General features: G+C 59.7%; 20 protein-coding genes and 1 tRNA gene. 4 read left to right on the top strand and 17 right to left on the bottom strand.

The window, feature by feature from the left end:
• The first annotated feature begins 5 nt into the window (after window positions 1-5).
• Complete coding sequence (locus DOM58_RS05705; RefSeq protein ID WP_110692128.1) at window positions 6-662, top strand: SOS response-associated peptidase; 657 nt, start codon at window positions 6-8, stop codon at window positions 660-662.
• 171 nt (window positions 663-833) lie between these two features.
• The gene (locus tag DOM58_RS05700; RefSeq protein ID WP_342588582.1) at window positions 834-1,304 is read left to right on the top strand and encodes a phosphatidylglycerophosphatase A family protein; all 471 of its coding nucleotides are present in this window, start codon (window positions 834-836) and stop codon (window positions 1,302-1,304) included.
• A gap of 33 nt (window positions 1,305-1,337) precedes the next feature.
• Here DOM58_RS05700 and DOM58_RS05695 read toward each other — a convergent pair whose 3' ends face one another.
• A complete protein-coding gene (locus DOM58_RS05695) occupies window positions 1,338-2,615 on the bottom strand; it encodes a Y-family DNA polymerase (RefSeq protein WP_110692126.1) in 1,278 nt (425 codons plus the stop codon).
• Complete coding sequence (locus DOM58_RS05690; RefSeq protein ID WP_245392170.1) at window positions 2,612-3,055, bottom strand: LexA family protein; 444 nt, start codon at window positions 3,053-3,055, stop codon at window positions 2,612-2,614. Before DOM58_RS05690 ends, DOM58_RS05695 begins: the two co-directional genes overlap by 4 nt.
• A gap of 178 nt (window positions 3,056-3,233) precedes the next feature.
• Here DOM58_RS05690 and DOM58_RS05685 point away from each other — a divergent pair, with 178 nt between their 5' ends.
• Window positions 3,234-3,929: an aspartate/glutamate racemase family protein gene (locus tag DOM58_RS05685; RefSeq protein ID WP_110692338.1), complete on the top strand. Its 696-nt coding sequence runs from the start codon at window positions 3,234-3,236 to the stop codon at window positions 3,927-3,929.
• Window positions 3,930-4,069: 140 nt separating this feature from the next.
• Here the strand turns inward: DOM58_RS05685 and DOM58_RS05680 are convergent, their stop codons facing one another.
• The 9 genes from DOM58_RS05680 to DOM58_RS05640 form a co-directional block, all read right to left on the bottom strand.
• Window positions 4,070-4,294, bottom strand: a complete 225-nt coding sequence (locus tag DOM58_RS05680) for a DUF4236 domain-containing protein (RefSeq protein WP_110692125.1) — start codon at window positions 4,292-4,294, stop codon at window positions 4,070-4,072.
• Window positions 4,295-4,316: 22 nt separating this feature from the next.
• Window positions 4,317-4,643 carry a hypothetical protein gene (locus DOM58_RS05675; protein WP_110692124.1) on the bottom strand — a complete coding sequence of 109 codons (327 nt, stop codon included), beginning with the start codon at window positions 4,641-4,643 and terminating at the stop codon, window positions 4,317-4,319.
• Window positions 4,644-4,813: 170 nt separating this feature from the next.
• Window positions 4,814-7,096 carry a putative bifunctional diguanylate cyclase/phosphodiesterase gene (locus tag DOM58_RS05670; RefSeq protein WP_110692123.1) on the bottom strand — a complete coding sequence of 761 codons (2,283 nt, stop codon included), beginning with the start codon at window positions 7,094-7,096 and terminating at the stop codon, window positions 4,814-4,816.
• Between the two features lie 211 nt (window positions 7,097-7,307).
• A complete protein-coding gene (locus DOM58_RS05665) occupies window positions 7,308-8,285 on the bottom strand; it encodes a sugar phosphate isomerase/epimerase family protein (protein ID WP_110692122.1) in 978 nt (325 codons plus the stop codon).
• On the bottom strand, window positions 8,282-9,793 hold the full coding sequence (locus DOM58_RS05660; RefSeq protein ID WP_223162136.1) for an NAD(P)H-dependent oxidoreductase: 1,512 nt from the start codon (window positions 9,791-9,793) through the stop codon (window positions 8,282-8,284). The genes DOM58_RS05665 and DOM58_RS05660 overlap by 4 nt, the downstream gene beginning before the upstream one ends.
• A gap of 34 nt (window positions 9,794-9,827) precedes the next feature.
• Window positions 9,828-11,381 carry a tripartite tricarboxylate transporter permease gene (locus DOM58_RS05655; protein WP_075561825.1) on the bottom strand — a complete coding sequence of 518 codons (1,554 nt, stop codon included), beginning with the start codon at window positions 11,379-11,381 and terminating at the stop codon, window positions 9,828-9,830.
• 25 nt (window positions 11,382-11,406) lie between these two features.
• Complete coding sequence (locus DOM58_RS05650; RefSeq protein ID WP_110692121.1) at window positions 11,407-11,898, bottom strand: tripartite tricarboxylate transporter TctB family protein; 492 nt, start codon at window positions 11,896-11,898, stop codon at window positions 11,407-11,409.
• A 96-nt stretch (window positions 11,899-11,994) separates the two neighbouring features.
• Complete coding sequence (locus DOM58_RS05645; protein WP_210403209.1) at window positions 11,995-13,026, bottom strand: Bug family tripartite tricarboxylate transporter substrate binding protein; 1,032 nt, start codon at window positions 13,024-13,026, stop codon at window positions 11,995-11,997.
• A gap of 120 nt (window positions 13,027-13,146) precedes the next feature.
• Window positions 13,147-14,187, bottom strand: a complete 1,041-nt coding sequence (locus tag DOM58_RS05640) for a 4-hydroxythreonine-4-phosphate dehydrogenase PdxA (RefSeq protein ID WP_110692120.1) — start codon at window positions 14,185-14,187, stop codon at window positions 13,147-13,149.
• Window positions 14,188-14,450: 263 nt separating this feature from the next.
• Here DOM58_RS05640 and DOM58_RS05635 point away from each other — a divergent pair, with 263 nt between their 5' ends.
• The gene (locus DOM58_RS05635) at window positions 14,451-15,131 is read left to right on the top strand and encodes a GntR family transcriptional regulator (RefSeq protein ID WP_110692119.1); all 681 of its coding nucleotides are present in this window, start codon (window positions 14,451-14,453) and stop codon (window positions 15,129-15,131) included.
• Between the two features lie 1,011 nt (window positions 15,132-16,142).
• Here the strand turns inward: DOM58_RS05635 and DOM58_RS05630 are convergent.
• The 6 genes from DOM58_RS05630 to DOM58_RS05600 all read right to left on the bottom strand — a co-directional run bounded on the left by DOM58_RS05630 (window position 16,143) and on the right by DOM58_RS05600 (window position 21,063).
• Window positions 16,143-16,373 carry a hypothetical protein gene (locus DOM58_RS05630; protein ID WP_110692118.1) on the bottom strand — a complete coding sequence of 77 codons (231 nt, stop codon included), beginning with the start codon at window positions 16,371-16,373 and terminating at the stop codon, window positions 16,143-16,145.
• Window positions 16,374-16,593: 220 nt separating this feature from the next.
• Window positions 16,594-16,667 (bottom strand) — tRNA-Gly (locus DOM58_RS05625).
• A 1,302-nt stretch (window positions 16,668-17,969) separates the two neighbouring features.
• On the bottom strand, window positions 17,970-19,613 hold the full coding sequence (gene groL / locus DOM58_RS05615) for a chaperonin GroEL (RefSeq protein WP_075561819.1): 1,644 nt from the start codon (window positions 19,611-19,613) through the stop codon (window positions 17,970-17,972).
• An 80-nt stretch (window positions 19,614-19,693) separates the two neighbouring features.
• Entirely contained in the window at window positions 19,694-19,987 is a 294-nt protein-coding gene (locus DOM58_RS05610; protein ID WP_075561818.1) for a co-chaperone GroES, read from the bottom strand.
• A 167-nt stretch (window positions 19,988-20,154) separates the two neighbouring features.
• Entirely contained in the window at window positions 20,155-20,685 is a 531-nt protein-coding gene (locus tag DOM58_RS05605) for an FxsA family protein (protein ID WP_110692116.1), read from the bottom strand.
• A 114-nt stretch (window positions 20,686-20,799) separates the two neighbouring features.
• On the bottom strand, window positions 20,800-21,063 hold the full coding sequence (locus DOM58_RS05600; RefSeq protein ID WP_075561816.1) for a ComEA family DNA-binding protein: 264 nt from the start codon (window positions 21,061-21,063) through the stop codon (window positions 20,800-20,802).
• Window positions 21,064-21,249 lie beyond the last annotated feature (186 nt).

Here is a 21,249-nt window from a genome sequence, read left to right as displayed (position 1 = left end):
AAATCATGTGTTCTCGATTCTCTCTCTACAGCACCTACCCGCGGTTCGCCCACCGCATCGGAGATATTCGCGTCGATGATCCGCCTGTGCCACGCTATAACGTGGCGCCGGGGACATGGATCTCGTCGATTCGTCGGCAGGGGGACAATCCGCAACTGACGTTCGATAGCGTGTGGTGGGGCTACAAACCTAAGTGGGCGGGGGAGACAGCGCCGCAGCCGATCAACGCCCGTGTCGAGACGGTGGCCACGTCGAAGTTCTATCAGGCGGCGTTTCAGCGCCATCGGTGTTTGATCCCGGCCGACGGCTGGTTCGAGTGGTTGCCCGGTACCCAACCCAAGCAACCGCACTTCCTGTGCCGTGAGGATCGGGAGCCGTTTTTTTTCGCCGGTATCTGGACCGAGCGCGCCGATGGCAAGCCCGGCGTGGCGATACTGACCGAGTCCGCCCGCGGTTCGGCGGCGGACGTCCACGACCGCATGCCGCTGATTCTCACCGATGACAGCATCGAACCCTGGCTGGATCCGGATCTCACCGACCGTGAGACCATCCGCCGCTTCGTGCGTCACGTGCCGGCCGCGGCGTTTACGCATTGGGCCGTCTCGACGCGTATGAACAAGCCGGGCGAGGGGGATGATGAGGGGCTGTTGAATCCGGCTTAGGATCTCACCGTCAGGATCTCTCCCTACTTTGTCCTTTAGCGCCCCCTGATGCGCGCCTCGCGAATCCCTCGTTACTTCAGAGCTGTGCAGTCGCAGATGACATTTTCATGTCAGGTTCATGACAGCCCCATTACGCTGCACGGCCTACACACAGGCTGACGGGAAGTCATGATGGAGAACGCGGTTTTGCTGGTGGCGACCGGCTTTGGACTAGGATGGTTGCCTTGGGCGCCGGGGACGTTTGGTTCCCTGATCGGCTTGCCGTTGGCCTGGTGGCTGTTGGGCCTCTCACTCGGGCGACGCGTCGCCATCATGGTGGCGTTGTTGGTCGTGGCCGTACCGCTTTGCCATTTGGCTTCCTATTGGATGGGAGGCGGGGATGTTTCCCATATCGTGGCCGATGAGTATCTGGCGTTCCCCATCGTCATGATCGGACTCGCTGCGGGGCGCCGTTGGTGGGTGATGGGGTTGGCGTTCCTGCTCTACCGATTGTTCGACATCACCAAGCTGCCGCCCATCGGCCATGTCGAGGCCATCGGCGGTGGCCTGGGAATCGCGCTGGATGACGTGGTGGCAGCCCTTTACGCCTTGGTCGTGCTTGCGGTGGTGGTCGCTCTACGGCGTCGGTATCAGGTCGCGTGAACCCGTTCGATGATGAAGGGCTGTAAATCCGCCCTAGGATCTCGCTGCCGGTATCTCTTCCCATCTTGTCGTATACCGCGGCGACCGGTGCGAGCAGCGCAGGTGCCAGGCGGCGCCGGCGCTGGGTGTTCCGATCCTGACCGTGCCGCGGCCCATCTTCTGGTTCAGCTCGTCCATCACGCCCATCAGCTTTTCGCTACGTGCCCGATCGACGTCGCTTTGTGGCGCGTTGAGCAGTGATAGCTGCTCCGTCGCGCGATCGCAGATTTCCATCAGCATCACGCCGCCTTTCATGTAGCGCTTGTTCGGCGCGTGCAGGCGTTCGAGTACTTGAATGGCGGCGCCGACGATGGTGCGGCCATCGTCGGTGGGGTTGTCCAGTTCGATGATCATGCTGGGGTTGTGCTGGGCGAGATCCTGCCGGTGGGGGTTGGTGCGGAGGAAGACGAGCACGGCGCGGCATAGTGAACCCTGCTTGCGCAGCTTCTCGGCGCTGCGTTGGGCGTGCTGCCGGATCGCTTCGCGGATCTCGCCTTTGTCGTTGGTGAGTCGGCCAAAGCTGCGGCTGGTCATGATGCGCTCGCGGGCGAAGTCCATCCCCATCATCTCGATGGCGTCGACTTCCTGCAGCTCGAGCACGGTGCGTTCGAGGGTGACGGAGAAACGCCGACGGATCTCTTTGGCGTTCTGGTTGCGCAGATCCCAGGCGGTGATGATGCCCAGGTTGCCGAGCTTTTCGGCGAGACGGCGGCCGACGCCCCAGATGTCGCCCAGTTCGCAGCGCTGCAGCAGGCCTTGGGTCTGGGGGCTATCGGGGTAGAGCACGCAGACACCGCCGAAGCCTGCGATCTTCTTCGAGGCGCGGTTGGCGACTTTCGCCAGCGTGCGGGTGGGGGCGACGCCGATCGACACGGGAATGCCGGTGTATTGCTTCACCTGGCGCCGGAGTTCCCGGGCGTGGTCTTCGAGCTGGCCGGGGGCGAAGCCGGAGAAGTCGACCCAGCACTCGTCGATGGAGTAGGGATCGATGCCGGCGCTGAATTCTTCGAGCACCGCTTGCACGCGGCTGCTGATATCGCCGTAAAGCTCGTAGTTGCTCGAGAACAGGGTGATCTCACCGCGGGCGACCTGTTCCTTCAGGTAGTGGGCCGGTGTGCCCATCTTGACACCGAGCGCTTTCAGCTCGTTACTGAGCGCGATGACGCAGCCGTCGTTGTTGCTCATGACGCCGACAGGATTGCCGTTCAGGTGAGGCTGGAACAGCCGTTCACAGCTGACGTAGAACGAGTTGCAATCGACGATGGCGATCATACCGGGAACTCGATGTGGTTGGAGCGCACGACGCCCCAAATCTGCGACTCGACGCCGTTGAGGGGAATCGGTGGGTAGCGGTTGCCGCCGGAGCAGAGCAGCTGCCATTGGCCTCGCTCGATCCATTTCTTGACCGTGAATTCGCCTTCCACCAACGCCAGCACGATATGACCGGGGCGGGCGGTAATCGAGCGGTCGACCATCAGATAGTCGCCTTCCTGGATGCGATATTCCTCCATCGAGTCGCCCACCGCCTGGAACAGGAACGTCGCCGCCTTATGCTTAATGAACTTCTCGTTCAGATCTAGCGCGCGGCCGGCGTAGTCCTCTGCGGGGCTGGCAAACCCGGCGATGCCGCAGCGGGCCAGAATATCGGGGCAGGGGATCTCAACACGTGGGGAATCCGGTCGCATGATGCCGAGCAGTTTGACGTTGGACATAGTGCATTCGCCTTCCTTTAAAATTCTGTATGGACATACAGTATTTATTGAAAGACGGTCACCGGGCAAATGATTCTTTGGTAGCCCGGCGGACGAAAACGGAACGAGGCCGGCCATGACGCGGCTCCCGCCGATCTATGATAAAACCGAATCAGTCGAGAACAGGATCGGAGTCGCAATGAAAACCATCGGCGTACTGGGCGGCATGAGCTGGGAATCCACGCAGAGCTATTACCGTCTGCTCAACGAGGGCGTGCGCGACCGTCTCGGCGGATATCATTCGGCGAAGATCGCGATGGTTAGCGTCGACTTTGCCGAGATCGAAGCGCTGCAGCAAAGTGGTGATTGGGATCAGGCAGGGGAGGCGCTGGCGCAAGCGGCCCGTCAGGTCGAAGCCGCGGGTGCCGAATGCCTGCTGCTGGCGACCAATACCATGCACAAGGTAGCCGGTGCGATCGAGTCGGCGCTGAGCATCCCTTTTCTCCATATCGCTGATGGCACTGGTTCACGATTGCGCGGCGATGGCATCGATCAGGTCGGGCTGCTGGGGACACGCTTCACGATGGAGCAGGATTTCTATCGAGGCCGGTTACTCGACGAGCATGGCGTTTCCTGCCTGGTGCCGTCTCGGGAAGATCGGGAAAGCGTTCATCGAATCATCTTCGAAGAACTGGTCCACGGCGTGATCAATGAATCGTCGCGACGGGTTTATCAGCAGATCGTCACCAGGCTTCAGGCGCAGGGCGCGCAAGGTGTGATTCTGGGGTGTACGGAAATCGCTTTGCTACTGCGGCAGCAAGATTGCGATCTGCCGCTTTATGATACGACCGCGCTGCATGTGGATATGGGATTGAAATTGGCGTTGGGCGAGTAGCCAACCCGAGTGAATCTCCCTCAAATTGACGAGACAAATCAAACTGTTGTAGCGCGCCAACCGATCGATAATGGCGTTGGGGACAATCCCCTGCGTACTTGCCCGGCCTTCGGGCCGGGTTTTTTTTGACCGGCTGCCGGCTAGCGCTTCTTCTTTCCCGCCTTCCCCGTTCGTGATGTCCGCTTCCATAGTGATTGCCGATGGTAGACACCGGAGCCAGGAATACCTGCGTGGCTATGAATGCCGCGACGGCTGAAATTCAGGTTGGCGCCGCGAGGCCCGATCGAGAGCGTCGGGCCATGATTGTCGAGCCGGACCCGCAGCCCTGGTGCCAGCCGCAGCATGCGGCGAAAGCGAAGTCCCATGGGATATCTCCTGAAAGTCTGTTCACGGTTGACTGCGACTGACGGAATTCGTTCGGCGGCCTTTCAGCGTTTGCCACACCGGACTGCCGGGCGCGATCAATGCCAGCACGGCGCAGGCGACAGCGGGAGAGAGGACATCGAAGCTGGAGTCCAACGACCAGTGATGGAGCAGCCCGTAAAGATAGGCGACGTGATTGGGGCCGCCCCCGGCGTACTCGTGTTGAGCGATTTCGCGCCCCAGAAATACCGCGACGATCAGCGAACCGCCCACCCAGCGTCCGACGAGCGGCCACAGGAGGCACTGAAAGGCGACGGCGATGATGGCGTGTTCGAGATGAGTGATGTTCATGACGCCTCGTGTCGTGCTTGGCTTCTGAGCATAGCTATCGTCTGACGCGAGAAGCATCGAGGCGAGAGTGATTTATCTAGCCCTGCCGATTGACGCGAGTCTAAGGTCGTCTGCCTGCGTCGAAGCGGTAGTCCGGATTGGCGCGCAGCCGCTTATCCAGTTTGAAAACGTTACTGACTCGAGGCTTGATAACCCTCGGCCAGCGTCAGTAATAACTTGGCCATTTTTTGTGGCGGCATGGGTCGAGCCAGCAGGAAGCCCTGTACATAAGGACAGCCCATGGCCTTGAGCATATCGAGTTGTGCTTGGGTTTCGACGCCCTCGGCGACGATTTTTACATCCAGCGCCTGCCCCAAGCCCAGAATGCTTTGCACGATGGCCATCGTGCGCCTATGGGTCAGCATGCGCAGCACGAACGAGCGGTCGATCTTGATCGAATCGATCTGATATTTGTCGATGTAGCCCAGCGAAGAATACTCGGTGCCGAAATCATCGAGCGCAACCTGCACGTCCAGCGAACGCAATTTTTCCAGTACTTGCCCGACTAGCGCCGGATCGTGAAGAAAGACATTTTCGGTCACTTCGATCTGCAGGCGATTCGCCGGGAAGCCGCTGGTCTCCAGTATGGATTGCACTTCCGCAATGAATTGATATTGCTTCAGCTCCCGGGCCGAAACGTTCACGCTCAGGTGCAATTCCAGCTCGGGATATTGTTGGGTCCAAGCCTGTAATTGTTTACATGCCTGATCCATGACCCAGCGACCAATCTCGCGAATTACGCCGATCTCTTCGGCGATAGGAATGAAAGTAGCGGGCGAAACCAGGCCGCGCTGCGGGTGATGCCAGCGAATCAGCGATTCGACACCCCAGAGTGCACCCGTTAGCGAGTCGTAAATGGGCTGGTAGTGAAGAGAAAATTCACTTTGCGCGATGGCATTCTTCAAGTCGTTTTGCAGCGACAGAGCCTCAACGGCGTTGGTGCGCATCGAACCGGTAAAGGGGGTGAAATTCCCGGTTCCATGGGCTTTGGCGGCGTACATGGCTACATCGGCATCACGCAGCAGTTCTTCAGGCGTGGTGTACTCTTCACTGACACCGACGATACCGATACTGCAGGATGTGAAAATATCCTGGTCACTCAGTCTGAACGGCGTCTGCAGTTGGTCGATTATTTCCTGGGCCAACTGGACCGCCACCCGATCGTGCTCCTCACCCTCGACCACTATCACGAACTCGTCACCGCCAACCCGGGCCAGTGTATCGCCGCCACGCAGGCAGCTTTCCAGACGGCGTGCCACTTCCATGAGCAGTAGATCGCCGGCGCGATGCCCCAAGCTGTCGTTGACCAGCTTGAAACGATCCAGATCCAGAAAGAGCACGGTGGCTTGCAGTGGTTTGCCGCCATGCTTGCGACTTAGCACTTTGTTGAGCCGATCCATGACGAAAGCGCGGTTGTACAGTTTGGTCAGATCATCGTGAAACGCTGCGTAGGACAGCGTTGCCTCAATGCGCTGACGTTCAAGCAGCTTGGCTTCCAGTGCCAGTTTTTCAGCTTGGGCAATGCGCGCCTGATTGCTGATTTCTTCGGCCTGTTTGCGCTCACTGATGTCGCGTTGCACCGAGACCCAGTGTGTGAACCAGCCGCGCTCGTCGGCCACTGGCACGATGCTGAGTTCGACCCAGAACTCGCTGCCGTCACGGCGTGTGTTGAGCAGCTCCACCTCGACGGGCTGCCACTTTCGAAGCGCTGCCTTGAGGCGGTCGAGGGCCTGACGGTTGGTTTGCCCGTTCTGCAGCAGGCGCGGGGTCTTGCCCAGCACTTCCGCTTCGCTGTAGCCGGTGGTTCTCGTAAAGGCTGCATTGCAATAAACGATGCGCGGGCCGGGAAGTTCGATAGGCTCGGCTTCGGTGATCAGGACGGCGTCGTTGGCGTTTACCACGACGGACTCGAGCAGGCGCAGGCGCTCCGAAATCACCGGGCTAGGCGCACTGGGCTTGTCATGCACGTTATGAGCGTCGAGCCGAAACGCCAGTTGCACGGCGTGCGTGTGCAATACGTAGCGCTGTGCCGCGCTCAAGCCGGCATGCGGTTCATGGTCGGCAATTAACAGGGCGCCGAGTATCTCGTTGTGGCGACCCTTGACCGGCACGGCAGCGATAAAGCGTATTTCGCGCCCGCCCGGCGGTCGCAGCCCCGGTAGCATCAGGGCTGTTTCGGCGCGGGTATCGTTGATCGCTAGCAGATCGGTCTGGCTGAGTGCGTTACGCAGGTGCGACACGCTATCGGGGTCGAGTGCTGCGGGACGCGGCATGCCAAAGCAGGCAAGCGCTGACCAGTTTGGCTCGCTGGTCCAGTAGAACACGCCCCAGGGACAGTCGGCGGAGTGCGCGGTGCTACGTACGAGCTGATTCAGAGCAGGTGTTTGATCGATGCCATAGTCAGTGATTGTCATGCTCACCTGTCGGGTAAGGAAAATAAGTGGCTCGATCGTTCAACGATATCGGCGTTCCCGCTGGGTCGAGGGCAATATCTTTGATATTAGCGGCCACCACTCGAATAACTGAAGTCAATTTGCGGCAGCAGTCATTTTCTGACTCAGCTTCTCGAACAGTTCCCTCGAATAACGTGCCAACATGCGACTGGCCGACCTAGCCGGCAGCCAACTATTTCAGTGAGGGTTGCTTGACTTGACTCAAGCCTTGAGTGACATGGCGGCAGGCGGGCAGGACGCGTTCGCGCAGGTAGCGTTGATTGGCGGCGCAGACACTGAGACCGTCGCCGCCGTAATGCTCGAGACAGATCACGCCGCGAAAGCCGGCTTCGACGGCAAGTTTCATCGCCTGACGATAATTGATCAGGCCGCTCTCCATCGGTGCTGGGAAGGCGACATAGTGCCCCCGCTCGGTGTCCTCGTCGCGCATGTAGTTTTTGGCGTGCCAGAAGTTCGACCACGGCAGCACCTTGTGGAAAGCCTCGAGCCATGGCTCGACCGGACGGTGCAGGCGGATCAGGTTGCCGATGTCCGGATTCAAGCCCACCGATGGCAATCCGATCTCCTCGACCATGGCGACGGCCGAATCGGCGCTGCCGAGGTAGGTGTCTTCGTACATCTCCAGCGACAGCACGATGCCCAGCTCGGCGGCGTGCTGGCCGAGTTCGCGGATACGGGTCACTGCCTTCTGCCACTGTGCCCGATCGTCGGGATCGTCGCGGTGGCCTTCGACCGTCCAGAACCAGAGCTGACGCTGCTGGGCCTCGGTCAGGGGGCGGTGCAGACCGATCGACACGGTGCCGATGCCGAGCCTGGCCGCGGCCTCCAGCGAGCGATGGCTGTAGGCGAGATGATCGTCGCCATGGCGCTCGTCGATCACGCTCGAGCGCACTACCGAGATCGAGCTGGGTACTAGACGCGCGGATTTGATCACGCTGGCGAGGGCGTCCAGTTGGGCGCTCGACAGGTCGCCGGGACGAAAGCAGTTATCGGAGAGATCGACGCGATCGAAGCCCGCCTCGGCGATCTCCTGGAACAGCGGCTGCCATTGCTCGGCGCTGGCCTCCTGGAGCGGAGTGCCATCTGCCAGCCGGTTGGAGAAAGGCAGCATGGCAGCCGCAATCGGCCAGTCGGAAAGATCGGAAGTCATCTCGGATTCTCGTTAGCGTCAGGGGTAGAAGGCTTAAAGATAGAAGACTCGGTGCCAGAGGGCATGCTGCTGGCGGACATGTTGCTGGCGGACATGTTGCTGGTGGACATGGCTGGGGCGAAGAACAGGGCATCCTGAGTCTGGCGCAATTTCCACAGGTATGAGCTCTGATCGATCGCGACGTCACGCACGCGAATGGGCTCGCCCGCGCGGACCGAGCGCATCAACACTCGGTTGGCAGCAAGATAGTAGGGCAGCGGGGCGTCGTCGCCGAGCGCACTGGCCGGCACCAGCGCCGAAGATACCTGGTCGATGCTGTGATGGTGGCCATGAGCGGTGAGCGTGGTGCCTTCGGCCAGGTCCGATTCGGCCATCGCGATCAGGTCGACGTGCGGCCTTGGCTGGGCGACGCCGCTGGGAACGCCGCGACGCACCATTTCCAGCAGGGTAGTCGCGGCTTCGAGGCCGAGCAGGTGACGCGGCAGTGGCAGCATCGCGCTGTCGCCACGCCGGCTGACCAGATGGCCTTTCTCGGCCAGCATCTGCCAACTGGCGCGATCATGACCGCGCACGACCACGAATACGCCACCCGCGAGGCTGAATTCGTCCGGCCGACGCAGGCAGTGGAAGACCTCCAGTGCCGGTGTTCGCGTCAACAGCCCGCCGTCGGCGACCGGCACGAACAGCTCGGCGATCTCGTTGAGACGCGCGATGGGATAGTGCAGCGCCGGGCGATCCGGGAGCAGGCCAGTGGCGTTGGCGACGATCGACATCTCGCACAAATCCGGCACCGCATGCTGGGGTAGCTCCCCGGCAATTCTGCTGCGATCCGCTAGCCACTGATGATGGCCTTGGCTGTCCAGCCCCGCGGGCAGGTCCCAGCGCTCCCCGAAGCCGGGAACGGCGACACAGCGGCCGTTGCTGGTCATGGTTTCCGTGGTCGGGTCGAACACGAAATCGTATTCGCTCGACTTGCCGGCGGCGAGGATCTCGAGCCCCACCGTCTCGGCCCAACTGATCAGGCCGATTGCCAGTGCCGGCTGATCGCCGTCCACCGGGCTGATCACGCAACCCTGCTTCCGCGCCATGGCCGCCAGGCCGGGGCCGACCACGCTGTCGGCTTCCTTGGTCACCAGGGCGACATGGTGCCCGGCTTCGATGGCGAGGGCGGCATGGCGGGCGCCGGCCTCGGGGTGACCGGTGGCTTCGATCACCACGTCCAGCGGCAGTTCGATAACGGCTTCCAGCCGGTCGCCGACGATCCAGTTGCCATCGTCCCAGGCACGCCTGGCTTCAGCCGGCGTTCGGCAATGGCGAATCAGTCGGGGCTCGATGCCGGCATCGGTCAGCGCCTTGGCCGCCAGGTCGGGATCGAGATCGAGCACGATACGAGCGTCGACGGTCGCCAGATGGCGGGCGTGAACCACGAAGCTGCGACCGAATCCGCCGGCGCCGATCACGCAGCAGCGGATCGGGTCGCCGCCATCGAGATAGTGGGAAAGATGCATGGACGATTTCCTCGAATGGAACGCGGGCCGAGATTCAGGCGCGAGAGTCGGGCGTGGAGGGCTTGTGGTCCCCAGGCTTCTGGCGATGCAGCCGTTGGCGCCAGCCCCGTAGTCCGACCAGCTTGGAAATCAGCGGCCATACCAGCATCAGCGCACCCAGCCCCATGATCGTGGTGACCAGCGAGTTGGACCAGAAGATGGTCAACGAGCCGTCGGACATGACCATCGACTGGCGGAAGGCTTCCTCGGCGCGATGACCCAGCACCATGGTCAGCACCAGCGGCGCGACCGGATAGTCGAGTTTCTTGAACAGATAACCGAGCAGGGCGAAGCACAGCAGCAGCCAGAAATCGAAGGTCGAGTTGGCGACCTGGTAGACCCCGGTAAAGATCACCGCGACGATGACCGGGCCGATGATGGCGAAGGGCACCCGCAGGATCGAGGCGTAGAGCGGCACCGTCGCCAGTACCAGAATGACCGCGACCACGTTACCCAGATACATGCTGGCGATCAGGCCCCAGACGAAATCCGGGCGCGTGATGAACAGCATCGGCCCCGGGGTGAGGCCCCAGATCATCAGTCCGCCCATCATGACCGCAGCGGTGGCGGAGCCGGGAACGCCGAGTGCCAACATGGGCAGCAGCGCAGAGGTGCCGGCGGAATGGTCCGCCGCTTCCGGCGAGACGATCCCGTTGGGCTCGCCTTTGCCGAACCGTTCGGGATGTCGGGAAAAGCGCTTGGCGAGGCCATGGCTCATGAACGAGGCGGCGGTCGGCCCGGCGGGGGTGATGCCCATCCAGATTCCGATCAGAATGCTGCGCACCAGCGAGACCCAATAACGTGGCAGCTCGGCCATGGTGCGCAGGATATCCTTGATCCGGATCCGGCTCTTGATACCGTTGAAGCTCAAGCCCTCCTCGGTCGTCACCATCAGCTCGGCGATACCGAAAAGCCCCATCACCGCGACCAGGAAGCTGATGCCCTTGACCAGATCGGGAATGCCGAAAGTCAGGCGCAGGCCGCCGGAAACGCTATCCATGCCCACGGTGGCGAAGGCCAGCCCCAGCATCATCGAGACCAGCGTCTTCGAAGGCGCGCTGGAACTCATGCCGATGAAACTGCAGAACGCCAGAAAGTAGACGGCGAAGTATTCCGGCGACGAAAACTTGAGCCCGAACTGTGCCACCCAGTTGGCCAGCAGGGTGATCATCACCACGCCGGCGAGGGCGCCCAGACCGGCGGACATGAATGCCAGGGTCAGGGCGCGGGTCGCCTCGCCGTTGCGCGCCATCGGGTAGCCGTCGAAAGTGGTGGCCACCGACGAGGGCTCGCCGGGGATGTTGAACAGAATCGAGGTGGTGGAGCCGCCGAACAGGGCGCCCCAGTACATGCAGCTCAACAGGATGATGGCCGAGACTGGATCCATGGTGAAGGTCAGCGGCAGCAGCAGCGAGACCCCGTTGGGCGCGCCCAGACCCGGCAGCACGCCGACCAGCATGCCCAGCATCACCCCGATCACCATGATCATGAGGTGATTCCAGGTGAGGATGGTGGCGAAGCCGTCCATCAGCAGCGAGAGATTGTTCATGGTGCGATCTCCGGAAGACGGACGCTTAATAGATGCCGAACGCGTGTTCCAGCGGGCCTTTCAATAGCGGCACCTGGAATACGAGTTCGAACAGCAGATAGAAGCAGACGCTGATGGCGATACCGCTGGCGAGCGATTTCCACCAGGCGTAGTGGCCCTGCAGGCGCATCGCGAACAGCACGTAGAGCGTGGTGCCGACGTAGAGCCCCAGCAGCAGGGAGATCACGGCAAAGCCGATGATCGGCAGCGTGAAACGAGCGAGCGATCGCAGACGGACAGCGTCCAGGAAGACTTCGTCCTTGTGGCGATGGCCGATGACCGTGCGCAGCAGGTTGACGAGGCTCCCGGCGACGACCAGTACGCCGATCCAGAACGGGAAGTAGCCTGAGTCCGGCCCGCTCGGCGTCCAACCGGTGCCGACCTGCCAGGCGCCGTAGCAGATCGCCAGGCCGATGGCGCCGGTCAGTAGCGCGGTGGCGATCTCCATGCTGTAACGGGAAATGCCATTGTGGGTCATGCGGTTCCCTCCTTCTGGAAAAGAAGGGCAGCGCGAAGCTGCCCTGCAACGTCAACCACTCGACAACGTCGTCGGTTCAGGAAGCCCGTCGTCGGTTCAGGACTTGCTCCAGCCTTCCTGCTCGAAGACTTTCTTGACGGTGCTGGCGTTGTCATCGATGTACTGCTTGAGTTCATCGCCGCTCAGGAATTGGCTGGTCTGCACCGTGCGGGTGACGTAGTCCTTCCACTCCGGGGTTTCGCTGACCTTCTTCAGCAGATCCTGGTAGTAGGTCACCGCTTCCTTGGGGGCGCCGGCCGGCAACCAGACGGTCCTCGGCATGCGGTATTCGCTGATATCGATCCCCTGCGACTGACAGGTGGGAATATCGCCCCAACCCTTGCCTTCATAGACGGGTTCGCCCTTGGGCAGCTGTTCCGGGCTGAACACGCACAGCGGCTTGATCATGCCGGCCTGCCACTGGCCCAGGTTCTCGTTGGGGTTGTTGACGTTGGCGTCGACATGGCCGCCGGCCAGCTGCACCAGCGCCTGACTGCCGCCGTTGAAGGGGACGTAGCGGAAGTCGGTACCGGTGGTTTCCTCGATCATGCTGACCAACGTTTGATCGGTGTCCTTGGACTGGCTGCCGGCGAACTGCATCTTGCCGGGATTCTGCTTGGCGGCGTCGATGAAATCCTTGGCGCTGGCGTATTTCGCATCGCCTTTGACCCAGATCAGGAATTCGTCCATGGCCATGGACGCGACCGGCTGGAGATCGTCGGCGGCATAGGGCATCTCCCCGACTTCGGGCAGCAGATACTCGTTGTTGGTGCCGAACGTCAGCTTGTAGGGATCATCCTTGGACGACGCCGAATAGACATAACCTTCGGCACCGCTACCGCCACCCTTGTTGGAGACGATGACCGACTTGTCCATCAGCTGATGCTTGCCGATGATCGACTGCACCGTGCGGGCGAAAGTATCGGTACCGCCGCCGGCACCGGAGGTCACCACGAATTCGACGGGGCGATCCGGTTGCCAGGCCAGCGCGCTACCGGAGACGGTGAGCGCGGCGAAAAACAGGGCAAGGGGCTTGAGCTTGACCGTTGGCCGGGCCTTCATGGCCGGGGAAAAAGACTTGAGGTACATGGCGTTTCTCCTGTCGTTTCTGGCGTTATTGCTCTTGTGAAAGACGCTTGTGATCCATGATCGACTCGTATGAGTCACTACCTTTCCAGCGTGCCGGTCTGCGCCGGACACGATGAAACTTCAGTCTGCTGCCGCCTGGCGGGCTCGGCTGGCCATGCGTGCTGCCAGCAATAAGGCTTGGCGCGAGGCGCCGAGATCGGCAATGCCGCGGCCGGCGATGTCGTAGGCCGTACCATGAGCCGGCGTGCAGACGGCGAAGGGCAGGCCGCCGAGCATCGTCACGCCGCTATCGAACCCCATCATCTTCATCGCGATCTGACCCTGGTCGTGATACATGGTCAGCACCGCGTGAAAGCCTTCTTTCACGGCGCGAAGGAAAACGGTATCGGCCGGGAAGGGGCCTTCGACATCCATGCCCTGTTCGCGGGCACGCTGGATGGCCGGTTCGATGATCTCGATCTCTTCCATGCCGAAGCTGCCGCCGTCGCCGGCGTGGGGGTTCAGGCCGGCGACGGCGATGCGCGGGTGATCATGCCCGGCCTGCTGCAGGCAACGATGCGTCAGTGCCAGTTCGTCGATGATCGATTCCGGCGTCAGCGCCGCGGCAACATCTTTCAGCGGAATGTGGGAGGTCACGCGAGCATTCCACACCGATTCGAGAATGTTGAATTCCCGCGCCTTGCCCTCGAAGCCGATGGCGTCGGCCACGAAGCGGATTTCGTCGTCGTAGCCCGGGTTGGCGTAGCGCATCGCCTTCTTGTTGAACGGGGTGAAGCAGACGGCATCCACCTGGCCGCCATGGGCCAGTGCCAGGGCTTTGCGAAAATTGGTCGAAGCGAACTCTCCGCCGGCCGGCGTCGCCTTGCCTTGATCGACGTCTTCCAGCGCCAGATGGCCTAGATCCAAAAACGCCGGTGATTCGAGATTCGAAAATGCGTCGCCGTCATGGGCGGCCTGAAGCGTTGGCGCGACGCCGGCGACGCGGGCGCCTTCATCGAAGATCCGACGATCACCGATGATGATCAGTCTTGCGGCGTGGTTGACGGCGTCGTCCGCGGCCAGTTTGGCTGCCAGCTCGGCACTGATGCCGGCAGGGTCGCCCATGGCCAGGGCGATGATCGGTCGCTCGGATGCGTCGTGACGCGATGGGGAAAGAGCCATGGTATCTCCTCGTCGTTCGGGGCGGCACTTCGTGGTGAAGCACCCGCTTTGAGAAGGAGATTGCGCTCAAAAACGAAATGTATACATTATACGTTGGTATTGAGGCAGGGACCGCTCGAGGCGCAGTATGATGGCTTCAGATGATTCACCCAGACAGTTACCAAGACAGTCACCCAGACATTCACCAAGACGAGTATCCTTGAGGGTGCTGAGGCTGAATCGATAAATCCAATGCGTCACTTTCAAACCACCGGCCCCTATTCATGAACAAGACAGCCATGTCCGCGCCGCCATCGTCGCGCTCTGCCATTGCCCGGCATTCACTTCATGATGCGATCACCAGCCACCTTCGAGACATGATCATCGAAGGCGAACTCGAGCCGGGTAAGCGTATCTACGAAGGTCCACTCTGCGAGCGTCTGGGTGTCTCGCGCACGCCGCTTCGGGAAGCCCTGCGCTTTCTGGCGAGCGAAGGCCTGGTCGACCTGACGCCGCAGCGCGGTGCGTCGGTCCGCCAGTTCTCGGCCAAGGACATTCAGGACATGCTGGTGCTGATTCGTACGCTCGAGGAGCTCGCGGGGCGCCTGGCCTGCGAGCAGGGGAGCGACGAGGAGATATCGGAAGTGCGACGGCTGCACGATGAGATGCTGGATTACTACCGAGACGGCAATCGCCTCGATTACTACAAGACCAATCAGCGCATTCATTCCGCTATCGTGGCGCTGAGCCACAACGAGTCGCTGATTCAGGTTCATGCGTCATTGCAGTCGAAGCTCAAGCGCGTGCGTTTCATTGGGCATGAAGGAAAGGAGAAGTGGGCGGCAGCGGTAGCGGAGCACGAATCGATGATTCAGGCACTGGAACGACGCGATACGTCTGCGCTGGTCGGCGCCTTGAGTGCCCATCTCGAGCACGCCTGGGAGCGGGTGCGGGATGTCGTCTAGCTTGGCCTGAAAACTACCTGTGTTCGGACATACGGCGTTAAAAACCGGATCAAAATTCCTCGCTGTCATTGAAAAACGATACGCCAGCCCGGTCCGTTTACTTCGATTTTTGCCGTGTCTAACCTGCCCTAGACGACTTTTCAGGCAAGCCTTGGCAAGTACGAAACAGAATTACCGGGCTAATCAATTATATGAATAGTGGTCTAATGAATTGTTCTTTAGGTCAATGTGGGATGTCAAAATAGGCGATCTCTTACAAAAAAATAGGATCGAATGACCTACCGGCCATCCCTTTCAAGTATTAATCTTACCGTTCGTTGTAGATCCTTGGTTCCCCGATTTCGGTCGGGGATTTTTTTGCCCTGAATAAGCCTTTCTATCTAGGCGGTTAATCATTCATATCACTAGTTGTCCCGTTTTGCTGATCTGTCATCGAAGCAGGGCTATTACATTTACAAAATGCTACCAAATACCCGCTTTTTAGTTAATCCATGTTGGCTTTGGAATTACGACAGTTGGCGCAAGCTGAGGCGGTAACGTGCACTAGTCGGCCGACTCTTTCTCTGGGTGTTTTACTTTCTGGCAAGATCGTTCGCCTGACATTGGCCGAACAGATTCCGCTTCGCTGGAGATTATTTAATAGCCTAATAGAAGAGGATCCAATTCGACTCCGTTCCATAATGCCGGTGTGAGTGAGCATCATGGACTCAAGACATGAAGTCGACATCATTCTTTGAGATGTTCAGTAAATGGGCTGCGTAGCGATTCACAAGTGATGCTTGTGAGCGGTTTTAAGCATGGATAGCGACAGGAAATTCCGTCAGGGAATACGGTGCCAAGGAAGCGGTTCGGAATCGACCGCAGCCTCCAGCAGGTTAGGCACATGCTGATTGAAAGCCCGGCCGATCAACGGTCGGGCTTTCTCTTTTCCGATCAATGCGATTTAGGCCATGCGGACTGAAAGACGCCTCTCTGGTGAAGGGCGTCTTTCTCGACGTTATCGACCGGGTATCAATGGCTACCCTTGGCATCGTCACCGGGAAGCGTCTGGTCGAACTTGTCCGCGATCTCTTGCTTGACGAACTTGTCCTCACGTTTTTGCATATCGCTGGTAAAATCCGATCTCTCGCCGATGACTGCACCGCAGGACGCACAGTGCACTTCATCGCCCTGCGTATCGCCCGTTGCTACCTCCAGACTCTCCTGACCGCATTTCGGACACTTGGTGGGGCGCTGAGCCATTGGACATCTCCTTTTCTGGATTGCCCTATCAGCGTAGAGGATTAACAGCCGATGCGCGCCTTACGTGCACATTATCCTGACTACAAAGGATTGGCCGCGCCACTCGTCAAGATATGGAGACTTTTATGGATAATGACTTGGAGATGGCAAAAAGATGTCGGACCGACACGAAGGGGAAGGAGCGTAAATAACAAAGTCGGCACACGCTAACGGGCCGTAATGGAGCGGGTGAAGGGAATCGAACCCTCGTCTTAAGCTTGGGAAGCTTCTGCTCTACCATTGAGCTACACCCGCAGTGGTTTTGATAGTAAATTTAACCACTTAGACTTGCAAGCCATTCCACTCTCGTAGCGTCGTTCAGACGAGGCGTCTTTCACTGTCTAACCCCGTCATCCTTGCCGAGGGCGGCCCTGGGGGCCTATGGGGCTTTCGAGAGCGAGTCGAATCGCCTTGTCTCTGTCGATACCTTGGTCGATGAATCTTTTCACGCGCGTCTTGAGTGTTCCCAACGGCATATCGTGTAGCTGAGCGAGATACGCCAGGCTTTCTTTATTCGGGCCAGTCCCCTTTCTGATGAGAGGTTCTGCTCGATCCCTCGACGTCATTCTCATTGCATTCCCTTTATCTGCCCTATCGAGACGAGTCGGCCGACGCGATGGGGCCAACACGCACTGACTCTCGTCATCTGCTGAGAGTTGAACGGCAGAAAGCCTGAAAAGTTTAATTTTTCTTAGGCTTCGGAAACGACTTGCGAGATTCTGATGGCCACGCCATTCAGGAATGGGGCAATACCAGACTTCTATCGGACCAGTCGACGCCTAGACAGGTTATGCAGGATATCTTCTCGTGTTTCCCACGACGCCGAGGCATTCGACGGTCGGTCGCCAGCGTCGCAGAATTCCACCGAATGAGGCGCACTGGGTGCCGACTGGGGGGAAGTATCAACAACTTGGGCACCATAGGGAGCCGTTGACTCGATCTGAGGGGGAAAGATCGTCAATGACCCTGAGCCATCTAGGCAAAAGTAGTGCGCATCTTTGAGCTGCTGACGATGGTGACGGCGATTTAACCACCTGGCCTCTTCCTGGGCGGCAGGTCGGTTGAAATAGACATTGATGCAGGCGCCTTCTCGATGGAAATCGGCGACTACGAAGTGCTCCTCCAGTGAATTGGGATTGACCGCACGAACAAAATAGCGAGTTGACATGTTATAGCCCCCGAGACAGCGTCTGCTCCAATTTACTGATGCCGAGAGGGGTACGCATTAGCTTAACGCTCGGATGCAGGTAAGCGATTGACGTTATCGTCACTGATATCAAGTCACTGATATCAATAAGTGCTGTTCAATACGACCAGTCGAGAGGCGGATCACGGCTACTCATGAGCGACATGAATGAGGGCATGAGCGCTGCGGGCGGCGGCGGGGAATTTCGAAATCGTTTGAATTGAGACCTTAAAAAACCCGATACCCGAACTGTATAAGCTCGAATACCGGGTTTCTGATAATGCTATCTGTGGTCACCGACCCTAAAAAGTCAGTGACCACAGTGGGCTTGGGGCCCGATCAGGTAATGATACCTGGACGACTTCGTCGTCTTACATCATGCCGCCCATACCACCCATGCCGCCCATATCCGGGCCGCCGCCGCCAGCCGGTGCGTCTTCCGGATCTTCGGCGACCATGGCTTCGGTGGTGATCATCAGGCCGGCAACCGAGGCTGCAGACTGCAGAGCCGTGCGCGTTACCTTGGCCGGGTCGAGAACACCCATTTCGAACAGATCGCCGTACTCGCCGGTCTGCGCGTTGTAGCCGAAGTTGCCTTCACCGTCCTTGACGCGGTTGACGATGACGGAAGCCTCTTCACCAGCGTTGGTCACGATCTGGCGCAGCGGAGATTCCATCGCGCGCAGGGCGATAGCGATACCGTGAGTCTGGTCTTCGTTGTCGCCGGTCAGACCCTGGATCATGGTCAGAACGCGAACAAAGGCAGTACCGCCACCAGGCACGACGCCTTCTTCGACAGCGGCACGAGTCGAATGCAGCGCGTCTTCGACACGGGCTTTCTTCTCTTTCATCTCGAATTCGGTCGCGGCACCGACACGGATGACGGCAACGCCACCGGCCAGCTTGGCGACACGTTCCTGCAGCTTCTCACGATCGTAGTCGGAGGAAGTCTCTTCGATCTGGGCGCGGATCTGGGCAACGCGCGCTTCGATGTCGGACTCGACGCCAGCACCATCGATGATGGTGGTGTTTTCCTTGGACATGGTGATGCGCTTGGCGCTGCCCAGGTGGTCGAGGTTGGCCTGCTCGAGGCTCAGGCCGACTTCTTCGGAAATCACGGTACCGCCGGATAGGATCGCGATGTCCTGCAGCATGGCCTTGCGGCGATCGCCGAAGCCCGGTGCCTTGGCCGCTGCGACCTTGACGATGCCGCGCATGTTGTTGACGACCAGTGTCGCCAGCGCTTCGCCTTCGATGTCTTCAGCGATGATCGCCAGCGGCTTGCCCGACTTGGCGACAGCTTCGAGAACCGGCAGCAGTTCGCGAATGTTGGCGACCTTCTTGTCGACCAGCAGCAGGTACGGGTCTTCGAGCTCGACCGCCATGGTGTCCTGGTTGGTCACGAAGTACGGCGAGAGATAACCGCGATCGAACTGCATACCTTCGACCACTTCCAGCTCGTCTTCGAAGCCACGGCCTTCATCAACGGTGATGACGCCTTCCTTGCCGACTTTTTCCATCGCTTCGGCAATGATTTCACCGATACGTGCGTCGCCGTTGGCGGAGATGGTGCCGACCTGGGCAATCGCCTTGGCGTCGGTGCACGGTACGGAAAGTGCCTGGATGTGCTTGACGGCTTCAATGACGGCCTTGTCGATGCCGCGCTTGAGATCCATCGGGTTCATGCCGGCAGCGACGCCTTTCAGGCCTTCGTTGACGATGGACTGAGCCAGAACGGTCGCCGTGGTGGTGCCGTCACCGGCAGCGTCGGAAGTCTTGGAAGCGACTTCCTTGACCATCTGCGCGCCCATGTTCTCGAACCGGTCTTTCAGTTCGATTTCCTTGGCAACGGAAACGCCGTCTTTAGTGACGGTCGGTGAGCCGAAGGATTTTTCGAGTACGACATTGCGACCCTTCGGGCCCAGCGTCGCCTTGACGGCGTCTGCGAGAACGTTGACGCCGCGCGCCATGCGCTTGCGTGCATCATCGGAGAACTTGACTTGTTTAGCTGCCATTGTTCGATCTTCCTAATGTAATGCGTGAAATCATGTAAAGCGTGAAATCGTGATGAATCGTCGAGCGTTGGTCAGGCCAATCAGTCTTCGACGACGGCCAGGATGTCGTTTTCGCTCATGATCAGGACTTCTTCACCATCGACTTTCTGCTTCTCGACGCCGAAGCCTTCCTTGAAAATCACGGTATCGCCAACTTTGACGTCCAGCGGGCGTGCTTCGCCGCTCTCGAGGATTCGACCGTTGCCCACCGCCAGAACCTCACCGCGGGTCGGCTTTTCCTGGGCGCTGCCCGGAAGCACGATGCCGCCGGCAGTTTTCTGCTCTTCTTCTTTGCGACGTACGATGACGCGATCGTGCAAGGGACGGATTTTCATTGCTCACGTTCTCCTGATGGTTGCATGTTGCAAATGCACATTCCCGCATGAGCCAGGCTCAAGGGGCGAAGGCTAGGCCTTCCGGTTAATGGGCCTGATGGCCTAAAGCTATCGCTGCTGCCTTGATTGGGTCTGGTTGCCCGGTTTCAAGGGCGCGACGAAAAAAATTATCGCTGACGGCGGTCTCCGTCCATGTCGTTCTTGCCGAGCCCGTCCGTATCTTTCTTGCCGATATAGTCGCCCTCGAGTAGCGGCGTGGAATCCTGAGCGCGGCCGTCATCGGCGGCATCCTCGCGCTGACGTTGGTGCGTACTCCAGTCACCGGGGATATCGTTGCCGCGAACATCGGGATGGCGCGCGCCGCGGCCCGACCAGCGTCGCCATAGCTGACCACTGCCCGGTAGCAGACACAGGAGTCCAAATACGTCCGAGAGAAAGCCGGGCGCTATCAACAGCAGGCCGGCAAAAACGAAAGAGGCGCCTGCCATGAGTTCATCCGAAGGGATCTCGCCGGCCGCCATGCGCTCACGGGCGCGCTGCAGTGTCAGCAGGCTTTCGCGGCGAATGAGATGGATGCCGAAGGCGGCGCTGGCGACGATCCACAGCAAGCTCGCCAGTAGACCGATCTTGGCACCGACCGAGAACAGAATGGCGAAATCGGCGATGGCCAGTAGCACAAAGAGCAGAAGCAGGGGCATGAAGTCTCCGTCGTTGACGCTGCCTAATGTGTCAAGATGGAGACGATCGTCGGGATTGCAAGCGGGATTGGCCCGGAGCCGCTGTCGGCCCCGGGTAGTGCTGGCGGTAACGAACTAGAGCGTCGCGCTGTCAGCGAGATTGGTAACCGTGGTTTCGCCGATGCCGTCGACCCGAGTGAGATCTTCGAGCGTCTTGTAGTCGCCGTTGGACTCGCGATCAGCGACGATGGCCTGTGCCTTGACTTCGCCGATGCCGGGAAGCGTGGCCAATGTCTCGGCCGATGCCTCGTTGATATTGACCGTGGCATCCTGCGCCAGCGCCGGCAGCGCGCAGAAACTGAGAAGCGAGAACAGTGCTGCGTGAATCAACGTCTTCATTTTGTGGTTTCCTTCAGAGGTAAGGAGAAAGAAAGCCGGGGTTGTTATTGGCCGGCCGTCTCTTTTTCTATCGACGACCTCGACAGCGGATTGATGGGTGGAACTCGCAGAGTCTTGTAAGCCAATCGCTATAGGATGACTCGCGGCAGTCGCCGATTCGGTTTACGACCCCTGGCTGCGTTGCAT

Source organism: Salinicola halophyticus (assembly GCF_003206695.1).
GTDB classification, from domain to species: domain Bacteria; phylum Pseudomonadota; class Gammaproteobacteria; order Pseudomonadales; family Halomonadaceae; genus Salinicola; species Salinicola halophyticus.
Note: the sequence above shows the minus strand (reverse complement) of the source record. Positions and strands in the feature narration are given on the sequence as shown.